The sequence below is a fragment of the Aeromonas aquatilis genome, from assembly GCF_054052405.1.
The window spans coordinates 33,515-49,853 of sequence record NZ_JBSTYP010000002.1; the positions used below are offsets into that span (position 1 = coordinate 33,515).

The 16,339-nt window shown below is 58.5% G+C and carries 23 protein-coding genes; 13 read left to right on the top strand and 10 right to left on the bottom strand.

Going from position 1 to position 16,339, the window contains the following annotated elements:
• Positions 1-3: 3 nt before the first annotated feature.
• Positions 4-441 (bottom strand): YqaA family protein, encoded by a 438-nt coding sequence (locus ACW5W8_RS00940; RefSeq protein WP_498625999.1) that lies wholly within the window; start codon positions 439-441, stop codon positions 4-6.
• A gap of 78 nt (positions 442-519) precedes the next feature.
• Positions 520-1,494, bottom strand: a complete 975-nt coding sequence (locus ACW5W8_RS00945; RefSeq protein ID WP_498626000.1) for an NADP-dependent oxidoreductase — start codon at positions 1,492-1,494, stop codon at positions 520-522.
• A gap of 56 nt (positions 1,495-1,550) precedes the next feature.
• On the opposite strand from ACW5W8_RS00945, the gene ACW5W8_RS00950 reads away from it, so the two are divergent.
• Positions 1,551-1,718 carry a hypothetical protein gene (locus ACW5W8_RS00950; protein ID WP_005308905.1) on the top strand — a complete coding sequence of 56 codons (168 nt, stop codon included), beginning with the start codon at positions 1,551-1,553 and terminating at the stop codon, positions 1,716-1,718.
• A 54-nt stretch (positions 1,719-1,772) separates the two neighbouring features.
• Here ACW5W8_RS00950 and ACW5W8_RS00955 read toward each other — a convergent pair whose 3' ends face one another.
• Positions 1,773-2,783, bottom strand: coding sequence for a Preprotein translocase subunit SecY (locus ACW5W8_RS00955; protein ID WP_498626002.1), 1,011 nt, complete (start codon positions 2,781-2,783; stop codon positions 1,773-1,775).
• Positions 2,784-3,038: 255 nt separating this feature from the next.
• Between ACW5W8_RS00955 and ACW5W8_RS00960 the strand changes: the two genes are divergently transcribed.
• Together ACW5W8_RS00960 and ACW5W8_RS00965 are read left to right on the top strand one after the other, a co-directional pair.
• Positions 3,039-3,335 (top strand): hypothetical protein, encoded by a 297-nt coding sequence (locus tag ACW5W8_RS00960; protein WP_498626003.1) that lies wholly within the window; start codon positions 3,039-3,041, stop codon positions 3,333-3,335.
• A gap of 40 nt (positions 3,336-3,375) precedes the next feature.
• Entirely contained in the window at positions 3,376-3,702 is a 327-nt protein-coding gene (locus ACW5W8_RS00965) for a hypothetical protein (RefSeq protein ID WP_498626112.1), read from the top strand.
• A gap of 51 nt (positions 3,703-3,753) precedes the next feature.
• On the opposite strand, the gene ACW5W8_RS00970 is transcribed toward ACW5W8_RS00965, so the two are convergent.
• The 4 genes from ACW5W8_RS00970 to rpsF all read right to left on the bottom strand — a co-directional run bounded on the left by ACW5W8_RS00970 (position 3,754) and on the right by rpsF (position 5,743).
• Complete coding sequence (locus ACW5W8_RS00970; RefSeq protein WP_498626004.1) at positions 3,754-4,494, bottom strand: ferredoxin--NADP reductase; 741 nt, start codon at positions 4,492-4,494, stop codon at positions 3,754-3,756.
• Positions 4,495-4,596: 102 nt separating this feature from the next.
• Positions 4,597-5,043: a 50S ribosomal protein L9 gene (gene rplI / locus ACW5W8_RS00975; protein WP_498626006.1), complete on the bottom strand. Its 447-nt coding sequence runs from the start codon at positions 5,041-5,043 to the stop codon at positions 4,597-4,599.
• A gap of 52 nt (positions 5,044-5,095) precedes the next feature.
• Positions 5,096-5,326 carry a 30S ribosomal protein S18 gene (rpsR, locus tag ACW5W8_RS00980; protein WP_005308890.1) on the bottom strand — a complete coding sequence of 77 codons (231 nt, stop codon included), beginning with the start codon at positions 5,324-5,326 and terminating at the stop codon, positions 5,096-5,098.
• Positions 5,327-5,356: 30 nt separating this feature from the next.
• Complete coding sequence (rpsF, locus tag ACW5W8_RS00985; protein ID WP_005308887.1) at positions 5,357-5,743, bottom strand: 30S ribosomal protein S6; 387 nt, start codon at positions 5,741-5,743, stop codon at positions 5,357-5,359.
• A 237-nt stretch (positions 5,744-5,980) separates the two neighbouring features.
• On the opposite strand from rpsF, the gene ACW5W8_RS00990 reads away from it, so the two are divergent.
• Together ACW5W8_RS00990 and ACW5W8_RS00995 are read left to right on the top strand one after the other, a co-directional pair.
• Positions 5,981-7,204, top strand: coding sequence for an Nramp family divalent metal transporter (locus tag ACW5W8_RS00990; RefSeq protein WP_498626008.1), 1,224 nt, complete (start codon positions 5,981-5,983; stop codon positions 7,202-7,204).
• 111 nt (positions 7,205-7,315) lie between these two features.
• Complete coding sequence (locus tag ACW5W8_RS00995; RefSeq protein ID WP_498626010.1) at positions 7,316-8,173, top strand: alanyl-tRNA editing protein; 858 nt, start codon at positions 7,316-7,318, stop codon at positions 8,171-8,173.
• A 79-nt stretch (positions 8,174-8,252) separates the two neighbouring features.
• On the opposite strand, the gene ACW5W8_RS01000 is transcribed toward ACW5W8_RS00995, so the two are convergent.
• Positions 8,253-9,146 (bottom strand): LysR family transcriptional regulator, encoded by an 894-nt coding sequence (locus ACW5W8_RS01000; RefSeq protein ID WP_498626012.1) that lies wholly within the window; start codon positions 9,144-9,146, stop codon positions 8,253-8,255.
• A gap of 143 nt (positions 9,147-9,289) precedes the next feature.
• Here ACW5W8_RS01000 and ACW5W8_RS01005 point away from each other — a divergent pair, with 143 nt between their 5' ends.
• The 6 genes from ACW5W8_RS01005 (at position 9,290) to ACW5W8_RS01030 (ending at position 13,078) form a co-directional block, all read left to right on the top strand.
• A complete protein-coding gene (locus ACW5W8_RS01005) occupies positions 9,290-9,964 on the top strand; it encodes an SDR family oxidoreductase (RefSeq protein WP_498626014.1) in 675 nt (224 codons plus the stop codon).
• Between the two features lie 14 nt (positions 9,965-9,978).
• On the top strand, positions 9,979-10,701 hold the full coding sequence (locus ACW5W8_RS01010) for an MFS transporter (RefSeq protein WP_498626015.1): 723 nt from the start codon (positions 9,979-9,981) through the stop codon (positions 10,699-10,701).
• A 28-nt stretch (positions 10,702-10,729) separates the two neighbouring features.
• Entirely contained in the window at positions 10,730-11,161 is a 432-nt protein-coding gene (locus ACW5W8_RS01015; protein WP_498626017.1) for a hypothetical protein, read from the top strand.
• Between the two features lie 51 nt (positions 11,162-11,212).
• Positions 11,213-11,638 carry a VOC family protein gene (locus ACW5W8_RS01020; RefSeq protein ID WP_498626018.1) on the top strand — a complete coding sequence of 142 codons (426 nt, stop codon included), beginning with the start codon at positions 11,213-11,215 and terminating at the stop codon, positions 11,636-11,638.
• A 128-nt stretch (positions 11,639-11,766) separates the two neighbouring features.
• Positions 11,767-12,540: a glycine betaine ABC transporter substrate-binding protein gene (locus ACW5W8_RS01025; protein WP_498626019.1), complete on the top strand. Its 774-nt coding sequence runs from the start codon at positions 11,767-11,769 to the stop codon at positions 12,538-12,540.
• 94 nt (positions 12,541-12,634) lie between these two features.
• Positions 12,635-13,078: a PACE efflux transporter gene (locus ACW5W8_RS01030; RefSeq protein WP_005358045.1), complete on the top strand. Its 444-nt coding sequence runs from the start codon at positions 12,635-12,637 to the stop codon at positions 13,076-13,078.
• A 143-nt stretch (positions 13,079-13,221) separates the two neighbouring features.
• On the opposite strand, the gene hupA is transcribed toward ACW5W8_RS01030, so the two are convergent.
• Positions 13,222-13,494 (bottom strand): nucleoid-associated protein HU-alpha, encoded by a 273-nt coding sequence (hupA, locus tag ACW5W8_RS01035; RefSeq protein ID WP_005340484.1) that lies wholly within the window; start codon positions 13,492-13,494, stop codon positions 13,222-13,224.
• 337 nt (positions 13,495-13,831) lie between these two features.
• Between hupA and rsd the strand changes: the two genes are divergently transcribed.
• Both rsd and ACW5W8_RS01045 read left to right on the top strand, forming a co-directional pair.
• Positions 13,832-14,314, top strand: a complete 483-nt coding sequence (gene rsd / locus ACW5W8_RS01040; protein WP_498626020.1) for a sigma D regulator — start codon at positions 13,832-13,834, stop codon at positions 14,312-14,314.
• 100 nt (positions 14,315-14,414) lie between these two features.
• Positions 14,415-14,795, top strand: coding sequence for a PilZ domain-containing protein (locus ACW5W8_RS01045; protein ID WP_498626022.1), 381 nt, complete (start codon positions 14,415-14,417; stop codon positions 14,793-14,795).
• An 80-nt stretch (positions 14,796-14,875) separates the two neighbouring features.
• Here ACW5W8_RS01045 and radA read toward each other — a convergent pair whose 3' ends face one another.
• Positions 14,876-16,243 carry a DNA repair protein RadA gene (gene radA / locus ACW5W8_RS01050; RefSeq protein ID WP_107683776.1) on the bottom strand — a complete coding sequence of 456 codons (1,368 nt, stop codon included), beginning with the start codon at positions 16,241-16,243 and terminating at the stop codon, positions 14,876-14,878.
• Positions 16,244-16,339: the final 96 nt, after the last annotated feature.

Consider the following 16,339-nt stretch of genomic DNA (forward strand, 5'->3'; position numbering starts at 1 on the left):
AGGCTAGAAAATGTGACTGGCCAACAGAAAAACCAGGGCATAACGAAACAATTTGCCGAGCCCGATCAGGATGAGAGAGCGCCAGAAGGAGAGGCGCAGCCAACCGGCCAACAGACAGAGACCATCACCGACCACCGGCGTCCAGGCAAGCAGCAGACACCAGTGACCATGTTGTTTGAGCCAGCCTAAGGCTTTTTGTTCCCCACGGCCTTGAAAATCTTCCGGTTTCTTCTTGAAGGTGGCGAGCCAGCCGAGCCACCATGTGGTCATGGAGCCGAGGGTATTGCCCAGCGTCGCCCACAGCAGCAGGCTGGTCATGCTCCACTCGCCCTTGGTCGCCATGGCCCCCAGCAGCACTTCGGAGCTACCGGGCAGCAGGGTAGCGGAGGTGAATGCGCTTAAAAAGAGCCACCCCAGCCCCATCTCCATTAACTCATTCATGATGCGCGTCCCCACCACCCAGGCAAGGACACAAGGCGCTCAGAAACAGCCAGCCAAGACCCATCTCCATCATCTCGCTCATCCGGGATAGCCGTCGGCCGCAGGCATCCGCAGCAACAGTTTGCCGCGCACATGTCCCCCTTCGATGGCCTGATGGGCGAGCGCCCCCTCGGCCAAGGGGAATTCACCGGCGAGGGTAACCTTCACCTCCCCCTGACGCAGCAGCATCAACATCTGGCTCAGCTGCTGCTGGTCGGGATGCACCAGCATGCCGACCACCTCGATCCCCGCCGCAGCCCCAGCCTCCTTGATCAACTGGGCGGTGATGGTAGGCACAGTCACCAGACGGCCACCCGGCTTGACGCAGGCGAGCGCCGCCTTGCCACTCTCGCCGCCCACCAGATCCAGCACCAGATCGACCAGACCGTCGGCCACCACCAGGGCGGCCCAGTCTGCATCGTGGTAATCCACCATCTTGCTGGCCCCCAGCGCGTGCAGGAAGCCATGGTTGTCGGGGCTGGCGGTAGCCACCACCTCGGCGCCATAAGCGCTGGCAAACTGCACTGCCAGATGGCCAACGCCACCGGCACCGGCGAGGATCAATACCCGCTGACCGCTCTGAAGGGCGCCGTGCTCAAACAGCCCCTGCCAGGCGGTGAGACCGGCCAGCGGCAACGCCGCCCCCTGCTGCAGGCTCACCCCGTCGAGCTTGACCAGCTCGCTCTCGCTTGCCACCACAGACTCCCCGTAGCCACCTGCGATGAGGGGAAAACCGACCATGCCGCACACACGATCCCCCTCGACCAGCGAGGTCACGCCGGGGCCTACCTTCTCCACCACGCCGGAGATGTCATAACCCGGCGTCCAGGGCAGCTTGTCCTTGTTCTGGGCCGCAGCCCAGCCAAGGCCGGCACGGGTTTTGGCATCGATGGGGTTAACCCCCGCAAAGCAGATGCGCACCCGCACTTCGCCATCGGCTGGCACCTTATCGAGGGAAGGGTTGAGCTTGAGTACCGAGGGGTCACCGAATGCGGTAATCTGTAGTTGCGTCATTGCACAATCCATCCTGTTGATTGATCAAGGGTCAACAGAATAACAGCGAGGACACCATGGCTCGAATGTTTCTTATTCCTCTGTTGCTGGCACTGGGGTGGTGGGCGTTTCTGCTCTACTTCCGCATCCCGCTCAAACAGGGGGCCAAGGGGTTTTACTGGATCATCGGCATCGGTGGCGGACTGGCCGCCTTCCTCAGCTTGATGATGGTGCTGACTCACTGAGTGCCATCGCCACTCGATAACGAAAAAGGCCACCGCGTTCCGGTGGCCTTTTCATTATCCGGGTTGCTGCTCCAGCGCCGGATTGAGGTAGTAGTGGCGATTGCTCCCCTGCCCCAGCACCCCCTGCGACAGCAGGTGGTGGAACACCCGATCCACCTCCTCCAGCGAGAGTGACAAAGCCTGCGCCACCGAGCGCTTGCTGCACTTTAGCTCACCGCTCACCAGCGCACCGCGCACCTGTGCCAGCACTTCGGGGGCGGGCTCGGGGAGCATGATGGGCTCGGGCTGGGCAGCCATCGCCAGCGCTGCCTGCGCATCAAGGCGGGCTTGCTCCTGCTGCCAGCGCCACATCCGGCGAAAGCGGTTCTCCTCGCCGATTAGGCTGACAAAGAAGGCGCCGAACACGTCGAGCAGCACCGAGAGGAAGCAGACCAGCAGGAACTGCACCTGACTGATGCTCATCCCCACCCCGTCCGCCAGACTGCTCATCAGCCCCAGCATGGAGGATTGTTCGTTGACCGGCTTGGCATCGCGCTGCTGGCGCAGCTCATCCTGCTGCAAGCGCAGCTTGGTGTTGGCGTGCTGCAACGAGGAGACACCGCTGGAGATGCGCTCCAACTCGATATATTTGCGGGCCGCCTCCTCGTTGAGCTGGATCTGCCGCTCGATGCTGGCGATCTGCTCATCGAAGCGGGCAAGCTCCCGCTCGTGGCGCGCCTGCTGGCTCAGTACCGTATTGGTGGCGCTGTTGATGCCGCCGATACTGCCGCCGATGGAGATGGCCGCCAGCACGCTGTAGAACAGCAGCGACCAGAAAGCGCCGCCCAGATCCCGCCGCGCCTTGCGCTCACCGTATTCATACCAGACGTAAAATTTGCCCAGCTCGAAGATGATGGCCAGCCCGCCAAACAGCCACTTCATCAGCGGGTTGTCATCGATGGAGAGGAACAGCAGCAGGGAGAAGATGATAGAGGCCAGAATGGCCAGTCCGGTGAAACTGTATACCGTCGTCAGAGCAAACCACCCCTTGGGGTAGCGCAGTGCGGAGGAGTCCTGTGTGGTCATGATGAAGGGGTGTGCTGTGCAGGAAAAGTTGGCTGCCGATTATAGTCGCCAGACTCGCACAGAGAAGGGCCAATGACTGAATTCCTTCAGATTGATAACCAGCTGCCCAGAGTGCGACCAAAACGGACAAATCGGCAGCAGAAACGCGATACAATCCCTCCCTGACTTGATCATGTGGTGAGATGGGGAACAGTTCCGCCCGGGTTCAGCTCAGGTCTGTACACTCATCCACCGTTGCAATTATCCGAGGCCATCATGAACAGTAAGACCACTCTGCTACTCTCCCTTCTTCTGGTTACCGGCAGCGCCGCTGCGACACAGCAATATCAAGAGAGCAGTGGCTCCGAATTCTCCGTCGATGAGCTTAAATTCAATCTGGACTGGGATGACAAGCAGTTCGGATGGACCCAGAACGACTGCCTCGACTTGGGAGTCGGCGAAACCGCCCCTGCCGACTGCAAGGCGGTAAGGTTCAATCTGGAAGATGAAGAGAACCGCAACCAGCCACCCAGCACCAACCAGCTCTCCGCCCCTCAGGGTAATAACCAGTAATGTCATGGAGTATTGCAATATGAGCGCACCGACCAGAACCATGCTGAACAAAAATGCCCTGCTGCTCTCCCTGCTGATGGCGCACGGCATCGCGGTTGCAGCACCGCCAAGCAAAAATAGCGATGGCATCAAGATCTCCGGCGATGACCTCAAGATCAATCTCGACTGGGATGATAAAGAGTACGACTGGTGGCAAGACAACTGCCTGGATCTTGGCATTGGCGACAGCCGGATCAAGCTCAACTGCGACAAGATGGATGGCAAGTACCGGGATCACTACAACCGCAGCATCCACAGCGGCAATAACCCGGGACAGGGTCACGACAAACACCATGACAAGCACAAGGGCAACGGCAAGAAAAACTGACCCCCCCTTTTGCTTATGCAGCAGGGGCCGGGAGCCCCTGTGCTGATTGTCTTACCAATAATTCTCCGCACTGATATTGCCCGGCGCCCGCCGCAGGTTCTTGGCCAACCCCAGTGCCAGAAAAGTCTGCTGGGTCTCTTTCACCATCTCCGGATTGCCACAGATCAGCACCTGACTCCGCTCGGGTGAGAACTCCAACCCCACCCGCGCCTGCAGCTGACCATTGGCAATCGCCGCCGGGATCCGCCCTGCCATTGCATCGGGCCAGGGCTCGCGGCTGACAAAGGGGACATAGCGGAAACGCTCGCCATATTGCTCGGCAAAGCTGGCGATCAAATCCTGATAGCTCAGCTCTTCGCCTTTGCGCACCCCGTGCACCAGCACCAGATTCTCGAAACGGTTGAAGGCTTCCCCATCTGCCAGCATGGAAAGAAACGGGCCGATGGCAGTGCCGGTAGAAAGCAGCCAGAGATCGCGCCCGGCGGGCACCTCATCCAGCGTAAGAAAGCCGGTGGCCTGGGATTGCACCAGCAGGGTATCACCTGCTTGCAGCGAGCCGAGCGAGGGAGTCAGCTCACCGCTCGGGATCTCGACCAGATAGAACTCGTGGTATAGCGCAGAGGGAGGATTGACGAAGGAGTAGGCGCGCTGAATGCGGCGATCGCCCTGCTCAAGGGCCAGCTTGGTGAATTGACCTGCCTTGTAGGGGGCCAGCTCGGCCGCTACCCGCAGGGAGAACAGAGTGGGTGTCCATTCGATGCGTTCGATGACGCGGCCTTCTACCCAAGCCATAGGGATCTCCTCCTGTGGAACAGACCTTCACTCTACCCCCGGGCCGGAAAATAAAAAACCCGCGCAAAAGCGCGGGTTTTTTTCTGCAAAAGCGAATCGCTATTACAGGGCAACAACCTGGATCTGTATGGTTGCTTTAACGTCAGCGTGCAGCTGAACAGCAACTTCGTAGTCACCGGTGTTACGCAGAACGTTGCCCATGCGGACTTCGCTCTTGGCAACGGCTACGCCGGCAGCAGTGATGGCTTCAGCCACGTCACGGGTACCGATGGAACCGAACAGCTTGCCTTCGTCGCCAGACTTGGAAGCGATAACCACGGTAGCCAGTTCGGCCAGCTTGGCAGCACGCTCTTCAGCAGCAGCTTTGTTGGCAGCCAGTTTGGCTTCCAGCTCAGCGCGACGAGCACCGAAAGCTTCGATGTTGGCCTTGGTGGCCATAACAGCTTTGCCTTGCGGGATCAGGAAGTTACGGGCATAACCAGCTTTAACAGAAACTTGGTCACCCAGACCGCCCAGTTTGGCGATTTTGTCGAGCAGGATAACTTGCATTACCTTTCCTCTATAAATTTCGTTGAGTTAGGCTTAAGTGCCGGACCGATTCTTACTTGTTGTGCAGATCGGTGTACGGCAGCAGAGCCAGGTAACGAGCACGCTTGATGGCGCGTGCCAGCTGACGCTGATACTTGGCGCGGGTACCGGTGATACGGCTCGGTACGATCTTGCCAGATTCAGTGATGTAGTTTTTCAGAGTAACGATATCTTTGTAGTCGATCTCGGTAACGTTCTCGGCGGTGAAGCGGCAGAACTTACGACGACGGAAATAACGTGCCATGGCCTTTATCCTCTAGTCAGTGATCCAGAATTACTCTTCGGAAGCAGCTTCAGTAGCTTCTTCGCGGCGCTCGTCGTCACGACGGGTGAAGCGCTCTTCTTTGGCCTTGGCCATCGGAGAAACTTCAGTCACGGCGTGCTTGGTGCGCATGATCATGTTGCGGATAACGGCATCGTTGAAGCGGAAGTTGGTTTCCAGCTCATCGATAACGGCTTGCTCTGCTTCTACGTTCATCAGAACGTAGTGGGCTTTGTGCAGTTTGTCGATCGGGTAAGCCAGCTGACGACGGCCCCAATCTTCCAGGCGATGAATGGTACCACCGGAGGTGGTGATGGCGCCGGTGTAACGCTCGATCATGCCGGGAACTTGCTCGCTCTGGTCCGGATGAACCATGAAGACGATTTCGTAATGACGCATTTTAGCTCCTTACGGATTAATTCAGCCTCCGCCCAGGTGCAGCCAGACCTCGGAGGCAAGGAACATAAAGGTGTTTAGTCGCTGCTTTTCTAGGGCGGCGTATTGTACAAAATCACATCCCTCACTGCAACTGACCGCCTTAAATGTTTTTCCCGATGGAAATCATCAGAAACAACAATTGATAATGATTATCACTTAGATCTATTCTCTCTCCATATCCTTATGGAGGGTGATGCCATGCAACCCGCACTGACGACTACGATTCCAGCCCGCAAATTCAAACTGACCCTGCTCGGGCCTGCCTTTATCGCCGCCATCGGCTATATCGACCCGGGCAACTTCGCCACCAATATTCAGGCGGGCTCTACCTTTGGCTACCAACTGCTCTGGGTGGTGGTATGGGCCAACCTGATGGCCATGCTGGTGCAGACCCTCTCGGCCAAACTTGGCATCGTCACCGGCAAAAATCTGGCGGAGCACATCCGCGACCGACTGCCAAAACCGGCGGTCTGGGCCTACTGGGTGCAGGCAGAGATCATCGCCATGGCCACCGATCTGGCCGAATTTATCGGCGCCGCAGTCGGCTTCAAGCTGCTGCTTGGCGTGACCTTGCTTGAAGGAGCCTGTATCACCGCCGTAGTGACCTGGGGGATCCTGATGCTGCAATCCCGTGGCCAGAAACCGCTGGAGTTCGTGGTCGGTGGCCTGCTGCTGTTTGTCGCGGCGGCCTACATCGTCGAGCTGGTCTTCTCCCGCCCCCATCTGCCCAGCCTGCTGGAGGGCGCCCTCTTCCCCGGTCTGCCCAACAGCGATGCCGTCTATCTGGCCGCAGGTGTGCTCGGTGCCACCGTGATGCCCCACGTTATCTATCTGCACTCGGCACTGACCCAGCACACGCAGGATCAGGGCTCGGTCAGCCAGCGGCTGCACACTACCCGGGTCGATGTGGCGATTGCCATGACTATCGCCGGCTTCGTCAATCTGGCGATGATGGCGATGGCAGCCGCCGCGTTTCACAGCTCGGGCCACCAGCAGGTGGCGGAGCTGGAATCCGCCTACCAGACCCTCACTCCACTGCTGGGTCAGGCTGCGGCTACCCTGTTTGGCCTCTCGCTGGTCGCCTCCGGCATCAGCTCTACCGTGGTGGGCACCCTGGCCGGGCAAGTGGTGATGCAGGGCTTTGTCCGCTTTACCATCCCGCTCTGGCTGCGTCGCGCCATCACCATGGCTCCCGCCTTCGTGGTGATCGCCATGGGGCTCAACACCACCGAAATTCTGGTGTTGAGTCAGGTGATCCTGAGCTTTGGCATCGCGCTGGCCCTGATCCCGCTGTTGATGCTGACCGGTGATCGGGCGCTGATGGGGCAACATCGCAACCACCCCGTCACCCAGGCGGTAGGACGCCTTATCGTTGCGCTGGTGATCGGCCTCAACGCCTATCTGCTGGTTGCCATGATCTAGCGAACCGTAAAACCGAGAAGAGGGGCTCATTAACACTGGTTAATGAGCCCTTTCGCACTTTGGCGTATGCTGCCGCCTTCTCTTCTCATTTATCGTTGCGGGAGCCTTGCCATGGAACATACCCGAGCCAGCTTCGTACTGGGCCATCATCAGGAGCAGGCCAGCGTGGTCTGCTGCCAGCGCGGTGACACCACGCTGCTGGTCACCGACCTCACCCCTTTTCATCCCCAGAGCCACCTCTGGCCCGATCAGCCGGGGGATGTGGGCAATGCTCGCTGGGAAGGGGGCGAAGCCGCCATTGGCCCTTGCCGGATGGGGGCCATCAGCCCGGATGGCGAGCTGTTTGTCGATACTGCGATTCCGGTCAAACGGGGCGCAGAGGGGTGGAGTTTCGTGGTGGTCCACCCGCTGACCGGAGACCACGCGGTAGCCGTTGGCAGCCAGGTCGAATTACAAGTAGATAGCGCTACCCGCCACGCCCTGAGTCTGGGCCATAGCGGCTGCCATCTGGCGGCACTAGCCCTCAACCGGGCTCTCATCCCCTACTGGCGCAAGGAGGTAAGCGAGCGTGATGCACTGGGCCAGCCCGACGTCGACCGCCTGGCTATTCAAAGCTCTCGGGTCGAGCCTTATGGTTCGCGGGAGCAGTACCGCATCGGCAAGAGTCTGCGCAAGAAAGGGGTCAACAGCGAAGCACTGCTGGCAGATCTCGCGCAGATTGAAGAGAAAGCCAACCAGCAACTGGCCGACTGGATCGCAGCCGGAAGCGAGATCCGCCGCAGCAGCGCTGGCGAGGCGATCATCGATTCCCGTTACTGGCACTGCATGCTGGAAGGCCAGGAGGTGACCATTCCCTGCGGCGGCACCCATGTTGCCTCGCTCGCCGAGTTGGGGGAGGTCAAGGTAGAGCTTACTCAAGTGGAAGAGGGCTTTGCCATGCTGACCCGGGTCACCCCGATCCACAGCTAACCCCGCCGCCTTCACAACACGCGCCACCGCCCCCATGTGGCGGCACTTGTTGAGCGCACTCTCTCGCAAGGGAACCCGGCTAGCGAGGGATCCCAGCACCCAGCTGGTCAGCGATCGCATCCATCAAGGCCCTCACCCGGCGCGGTTGACTTCGACTAGAGGGATAAACCAGTTGCAAGCGGGAAGGGGTGGTTGAAAAGGGGGCCAGCACTTCCTGCAATGCGCCTCTGGCCAGATCCTCCTGCACATCCCACCAGGATTTGAAACAGAGCCCCAACCCCTGCAGACACCAGCGGCGTACCAGCAGACCGTTGTTGGTTACCCGCTGGCCAGCCACCTGTACCCGATAGGGTGCTCCATTAACCTCGAATCCCCAATTGCGATCGGGGGCACCACCAAAACGCATCACCAGACAGTCGTGCCGCTGCAACTCGTCCGGATGACGGGGAATGCCCCGCCGCTGCAAGTAATCCGGGGAGGCGCACACCATCCTGCGGGTCTCTCCCAGCGAAATGGCACGCAGCGAACTGTCGGCAAGGGTGCCGTAACGCAGGGCGAAATCGATCCCCTGCCCCACCAGATCCACATACCCGTCTGCTAGGTTGAGATCGATAGTGACGCCGGGGTGCGCCGCCATGAATTCATCCAGCAAAGGGACCAACCGGGTACTTCCCAGATCCACTGGCGCACTAAGGCGAATGGGGCCCGCCATCTCCTGACTGCCGAACTGAATGCGACGTTGCAATTCGTCAGCATCAGCCAGCAAGCGGCGCCCCTCTTCCACCAGCAGACGTCCCTCCTCGGTAAGACTGATGGAGCGCGTTGTGCGGGTCAGCAGGGCGACCCCGTAGTAATGCTCCAGAGCGGCGAGGCGCTCGGAAACAGTGGCAGGGGAGAGCCCCAGCTCACGCCCGGCGGCGGAGAGCCCCCCTTTTTCAACGATAGTCAGAAAAAGTGCCAGGTTATCCAACATTATTGTTCGCCATTACCAAAATATGAATTCAACTTTAGTGTGATTATCAAGAATTACTGTCGAATATATCCTCTCTCTATCGCATGCCAACCCGTGATGGCCCTCATCCGGATCGGCTATCTACATTTTTTAGAGAGGAAGCAATGATGTCGTTTACTGAACAAACACTCTCCGTGGTAATCGGTGGTCATAGTGGCATTGGCGAGGCTGTCGTGGCAGCCCTGAGCAATCGTCCCGGCCGGGTGATCGCCGCCAGCCGCCGCGATGGCGTCGATGTGACCGACGCCGCCACACTGGAGGCCTTCTTTCAGCGCCATGGTCCACTGGATCATCTGGTGATCACTGCTGGCTCCCAGGCACCGGGGGGCAGTTTTTTGACCCTCGATCATACAGCTGCCAAGTCTGCCTTTGATACCAAATTCTGGGGCACCCTTGCCATCATCAAAGCAGCAGCTCCGTACCTCAAGCCGACTGGCAGCATCACCCTGACCTCCGGCTTTCTTGCCCGCAAAACGGTACCAGGCACGCTAGTCAAAACCACCATGAACGCAGCTCTGGAGGCTAGCGCAAAAATCCTGGCGCGCGAACTGGCCCCCCTGCGGATCAATGTCGTCAGCCCGGGACTGACCGATACCAGCGCCTATCAAGCGATGCCCCCGGAGGCTCGCCAGGCCATGCTGGAGCGAGCCGCAACAACACTTCCGGTCGGACGCTACGGCCGGGCGCAAGATATAGCGGCAGGTTACCTGCTGGCAATCGATAACCCTTTTATGACCGGAGCCACCATCGATCTCGATGGGGGCGCCCTCATCAACTGAGCAACAGGGGTCACATGATGAATCACACCAACCGATTACCGGGCCAGATCTGGATCCTGACTCTCTCGGCCTTTGCGATTGGCACAGCCGAATTTGTGATAGCTGGCATACTGCCGCAAGTGGCTGAAAGCCTTGGAGTCAGTGCAGGTGGCGCCGGAAACCTGATTACCGTCTATGCGCTGGCCATCGTCATTGGCGGCCCAATCCTGACTCTATGGCTGAGCCGCTTCGATAAAAAGCGGGTATTGATGGGCCTGATGGCGCTGTTTATCGTTGCCAATCTGCTCTCAGCATTCAGTAACGACTATCTGATCCTGGCTATCAGCCGGGTATTGGCCGGTCTGACGCAGGGGCCTTTCTACGGCATTGGTGCAGTGGTTGCCACCCGCATGGTGCGAGACAAAATGGCTGGACGAGCCGTAGGCCAGATGTTTGCCGGTCTCACCATAGCCAACGTACTCGGCGTTCCTGCTGGCGCCTGGATTGGCAACAGCTTTGACTGGCATACCACCTTTCTGGTCGTAGCTGCCCTGGGGACGGTCGCCCTGCTGGCCATCGCCGTTGCCATTGAACGCCAGCCCAAGGAGATCCCTACCTCCATCACCAGTCAACTGGCTGCGTTTCGCAACTGGAACCTGATCGCCAGTCTGCTATTCACAGTGCTCGGCTGGACCGGCTTCATGACGCTTTACGGCTATATAGATAGCGCCCCTGGCAGAAGAGGTAGCCGGATTTGATCGCGCCGAAATCACTGGTGTACTGGTAGTGGTCGGTCTGGGTCTGGTGCTGGGCAACAATATCGGTGGCCACAGCGCCGACCGTAATCTGAAGCGATCTCTGTTGCTATGGCCACTGCTGACCATTATCTCACTGCTGTTGCTCGGTGCAGTAGAACACTACTCCTTGTTGTTCCTGATAGCGGCATTCCTGTTTGGGGTAACCACCTTTGCCAACCTGCCAGCCATGCAGATGCGGGTCATGAAATATGGCAAGCAGGCACCCGAGCTGGCTGCCACAGCCAATATCTCGGCATTCAACATCGCCAATGCGCTGGGGGGAATCATCGGCGGCGCAGTGGTCGACAGCCACTTCGGCCCGGCTACCTTACCCTTCTTTGCTGCCATTGTACCACTGATGGGACTGCTGTTTATCCTGAGTCAGGAACGCAGTAGCCGCCGTACAGCCCTGGCCTGCTGACCCTCATCAGTCATAACCATCGCCCCCGAGAGGGGGCTAACAGGAGTCAGGATGACTATACGAGCCATCGACCACTTTACGCTACGCACCCGCGAACTGGAGCAAACCGTTGCCTTCTATCGCGAGGTAATGGGATTGCAAGAGGGAGATCGCCCTCCCTTTCCCTTCGCTGGCCGCTGGCTCTATGCCGATGGTCGCCCGCTGCTGCATCTGGTGGACAGCAGCACCGATGAAGGGTTGGCAAGCTACCTCGGTCTGCGAGGTGAGGAACAGGGTAGCGGCTGCATCGACCATATCTCCCTGCGCGCGGAAGGCCCTGACGAGGTACAGGCCCGCTTGTTGCTTCTCGATATCCCTTTTGTCAGTCGCTGGATCCCGGAGCGGGGTGAGCTGCAACTGTTTTTACGAGATAACAACGGCGTCATGGTTGAGCTGCTGTTTCTGAATGCTGAGATCTCCCAAGGGGAAAATATATGACTAGTAGACGCAATTTCATCAAAGGAGGCGCCGCCATCGCCACGCTTGCGGCCACAAACCTGCCCCTCTCCGTACGGGCACTGACACAATCGAACACCACTCAACAATCGCACAATGGAGACAGCACCATGATCCGGCTTGGAATTACCGATCTGTCGTTTCACCGCATGACCGGGGGGTTAGTCGCCGCCACCCTCGAGCAGCGCGGTTATCGGGTCATTCGCAGCTATGCCCCCCATGAAGCGAACTTTGCCCGGCTGGCCAGCGGAGAGATCGATATGCTGGCATCAGCATGGTTGCCGTCCAGCCATGGCATCTACAAAGAACAGGTCGAACAACAGGTCGCTACCCGCGAATTGGGGCTGCACTATCAGCCCTACGCCCTCTGGGGTGTGCCGGACTATGTGCCAATCGACCAGGTCGCCGAGGTGGCGGATCTACTGCGCCCCGAAGTAAAAAAGCGCATGACACCAGTGATCCAGGGGATTGGTCCGGGCGCAGGTATCAGCCGTTTCTCTCGCCAGATCATGGCGGAATATGGCCTTGACGCGGCAGGTTACCGCTTTTTGAACGGGACTCAAGATGAGAGCCTCGCAGCATATGAACGGGCCGTAGCAGAAGAGCGTTGGGCGGTTGTTCCCCTGTGGCGCCCCCAGTTCTTGCACGCGACCTATCGGATCCGTGAACTGAAGGAGCCAAAAGGGCTGCTCGGCGGGGTAGATAGGGCGGTATTGTTGGCGCGCAGCGATCGCCTTCATCTGCTGGCCAGTGAAGATGTCAGCCACCTCGATAGCCTGAGATTTGACAACGCAACCATTGAGCAGCTCGACTACCGGGTCAGTCGTCTGGGAGAACCGCTCGATCAGGTCGCCAACAGCTGGCTGAAAGGACAGACAGCCTGAAGTACCGCCGCCATGACAAGGGGAAGCGATCTCATCGCTTCTCTTTTAACCACTCCCTGATTAGAATGCGCCTCCCACAGGAGGCACATCACCCATGAGTAGTACCCAACTACGCACCACCCCGGATCGACTTCGTTATCTGGTTCTCTACGAAGGCATCGGGCTGGCACTGGTCGCACCGCTGATCAGCCAGCTGTTCGGTCAGGGCGTCGCCGAGGTCGGTTCGCTGGCCATCTTCTTCTCCATTGTCGCCACAGCCTGGACCTACGGCTGGAACCTGTTGTTCGACAAGGGGTTACTCAAACTGTGCGGGCGCACCAACAAGCGCCCACTGGACCGCTTCCTGCACGCGTTTGGCTATGAGGCGAGCTTTATGATGCTCTCCCTCCCCTGCGTCATGTTCTGGCTCGATTTGGGAGTGTGGGACGCCCTGATGCTGGATCTCGGCTTCGTCGCCTTCTACCTCGTCTACATCATGGTCTTTACCTGGGCCTATGAGCGGATCTGGCCGCTGCCATCCAACCCGCAAACGGCATAAGGCCTCAGCCGCAACGAGGCTGACAGAAGAAACCAAAAAGGCAGGAAAAGTCAGGAAGGACTAACTAGGAAGGATGAGAGAATTCCATAAAAACAATGCCAGTCAGCGAGCTGACTGGCATTGGACAAAACAGACTTTCGGACTTACTTGACGGCGTCTTTCAGAGCCTTGCCAGCCACGAATGAAGGCACGTTGGCAGCAGCAATCTGGATCTCTTTACCAGTTTGCGGGTTACGACCGGTGCGGCCTGCGCGGTGGGTGACCTTGAAGGTGCCAAAACCGACCAGTTGCACAGCATCGCCTTCTTTCAAGCTCTGGGTAATACCATTGATGATCTCTTCCAGAGCCACTTTGGCCTGAGCTTTGCTCAGATCTGCTTTGGCGGCAATCGCATCGACAAGTTGAGCTTTGTTCATAACATTTCCTTTATGATCGGGCATTTAGCGCTGGGTCACTCTATGCAAAAAAAAACGCACAGGCAAAGCCTTTATCGAGCCGAACGCGTCAAACGCTGGGGTTTTCATCAAGATCTGCGGAAATAGTCACATTCCACACGCGAAAAACCGTGAGCAGGCCTGAAACCTGTTAGCACGCAGACACAATCCGCTGACTATTTCTTCGCCACTTAACATTATCCCCCCATGGCTATTGACGCTTGCCCAGATTTTCCCTAGTTATAGGTTGTGTCACTGCTCAAACGGCTCGGAATACCGAACAATCGGCCAGCCTTTGCCCCACGGAGGGATAGGGATTATGTTGACGAAACTGGAACAGACCAAGCAGGCGCTGGCAGGCAAGCATAAGGCTATCGACGACTGGCTGGATGCAAGGCAAGCGTTGCTGGTCGGATACATGCAGCTGGCAGGCCTCACTCCGGCGCGGACCAAGCAACGCAGCCTGCCCAAAACAGAAGAGCTGCATCAGTTTTGCGACCGGCTGGTCGACTATGTCAGTGCAGGCCATTTCGAGATCTACCACCACGTCGTCACCGCCTTCGAGCAAGCCAGCGGCGAAACACTGGAGCTGGCCAAGCGCATCTATCCCCATATTCGTAACAGCACTGAATTCGCCCTCGAGTTCAACGACAAATACAGTGATGCCGACGAGGCCCAATTGCTGCTACTGGATGATGATCTCAACGAGTTGGGTCCGGTTCTGGAAGAGCGGTTCAAACAGGAAGACCGCCTAGTCAAGGCGCTCCATGTGGTGGAATCCTTGACGACACAGCAAGCCTGATCGCCATTTTCGGAGCAAGTTCAAGATACTGGCAACCAAGGTGGATTACACTCAGAGCAATGACCCTAGCGTCCACACTTATTGCATACAGGAGATGAGCATGTCTGAGCGCCGCCGTTTTGCACGGATCCTCTACTTGACCATGGCAGAACTCACCCAGGGGGAACATAAGTGGCAGACCCAGCTTGTCGACGTCTCCTTGCAGGGAGCCCTGCTGATCCGCCCCGACGACTGGGTGAGCCGTGACAACAAGGAGTACCAACTCAGCTTTATCCTGAGCGGTAGCGATATCGAGATCAAAATGCAGGTCGAGCTGACCCACGAAGCCAGCAAGAAGCTGGGCTTCTACTGCCACCACATCGACATCGACAGCGCCACTCACCTCAAGCGGATGATCGAGCTCAACGTCGGCGACGAAGAACTGCTCCACCGCGAGCTGGAGCAACTGCTGAGCGAGCATCTGGAACATAGTCAGCCCTGATGGCAAGTTCCAGCCCATAAAAAAGAGCGCCGAGGCGCTCTTTTTCCGTTGTGCGGTTGTATCGATTGCAATGCTGGGGATTACAGCGCCTCGAGTGCCTCGGACAGCTTCTTGACCGGCACCACTTCCATCCCTTCGATGGGGTGCTTGGGGGCATTGGCATGCGGCACGATGGCGCGACGGAAACCATGCTTGGCCGCCTCCTGCAAACGCTCCTGGCCGGACGGCACCGGGCGAATTTCACCGGAAAGACCCACTTCGCCGAACACCACCAGATCCTTGGGCAGCGCCTGATCCCGGAAGCTGGAGACCATCGCCAGCAGCAGCGCCAGATCCGCACTGGTCTCCTCGACCTTGACCCCACCGACCACGTTGATGAAGACATCCTGATCCGCCATCTGCAAGCCACCGTGACGGTGCAGCACCGCCAGCAACATGGCGAGCCGGTTGTGATCCATCCCCACCGCCACCCGACGCGGGTTGGATAGCTGGGAGTAGTCCACCAGCGCCTGCAACTCCACCAGCAGCGGCCGGGTGCCCTCCCAGATCACCATGACGATGGAGCCGGGCGCCTGCTCCTGACCCCGACTGAGGAAGATGGCGGAGGGATTGCTCACCTCGCGCATCCCCTGCTCGGTCATGGCGAAGACACCCAATTCGTTGACCGCGCCGAAGCGGTTCTTGTGGGAGCGCAGAGTCCGAAAACGGGAGTCATGGCCACCATCAAGCAGCACAGAGCAGTCGATGCAGTGCTCCAGCACCTTGGGGCCCGCCAGACTGCCATCCTTGGTCACATGACCCACCATAAAGATGGCTACATGATTCTGCTTGGCGTAGCGGGTCAACAGCGCCGCCGCTTCGCGCACCTGTGAGACTGAACCGGGGGACGATTGCACATCCGCCACATGCATCACCTGAATGGAGTCGATCACCATGATCTGCGGCTGCTCCTGCTGGGCAATCAGGCAGATCTGCTCGACGCTGGTCTCGGAGAGCATCCGCAGCTTGTCGGTGGGCAGCCCAAGGCGGTTGGCCCGCATCGCGACTTGCTGCAGCGACTCCTCACCCGTGACATAGAGGGTCTTCATCCGCTCAGCCAGACCACACATGGTCTGTAGCAGCAGGGTCGACTTGCCCGCCCCCGGGTTGCCGCCGATCAGAATCGCTGAACCGGGCACCACACCACCGCCAAGCACCCGATCCAGCTCCTTAAAACCTGAGGTAAAACGGGGGATTTCGGTGGTGGCGATCTCTGCCAATGTCTGTACCTGACTGCCGACCGCGCCGGCATAACCGGTGTATCGGGCACTCTTGCCAACGGGGCTTACCGACCCGAGACGCACCTCGGTGATGGTATTCCACTCCTTGCACTCGCTGCATTGACCTTGCCAGCGTGTGAAGTCGGCACCACATTCGGAACAAACATAAGCAGTTTTATTTTTGGCCATTGATAACTCGGGGACACGATGAATTCCTGCTTGATATACTTGTTTGCGACCGACAGATCAAACCCAGAATCGGAAAAGTGACTTTCCGTGGCAGGA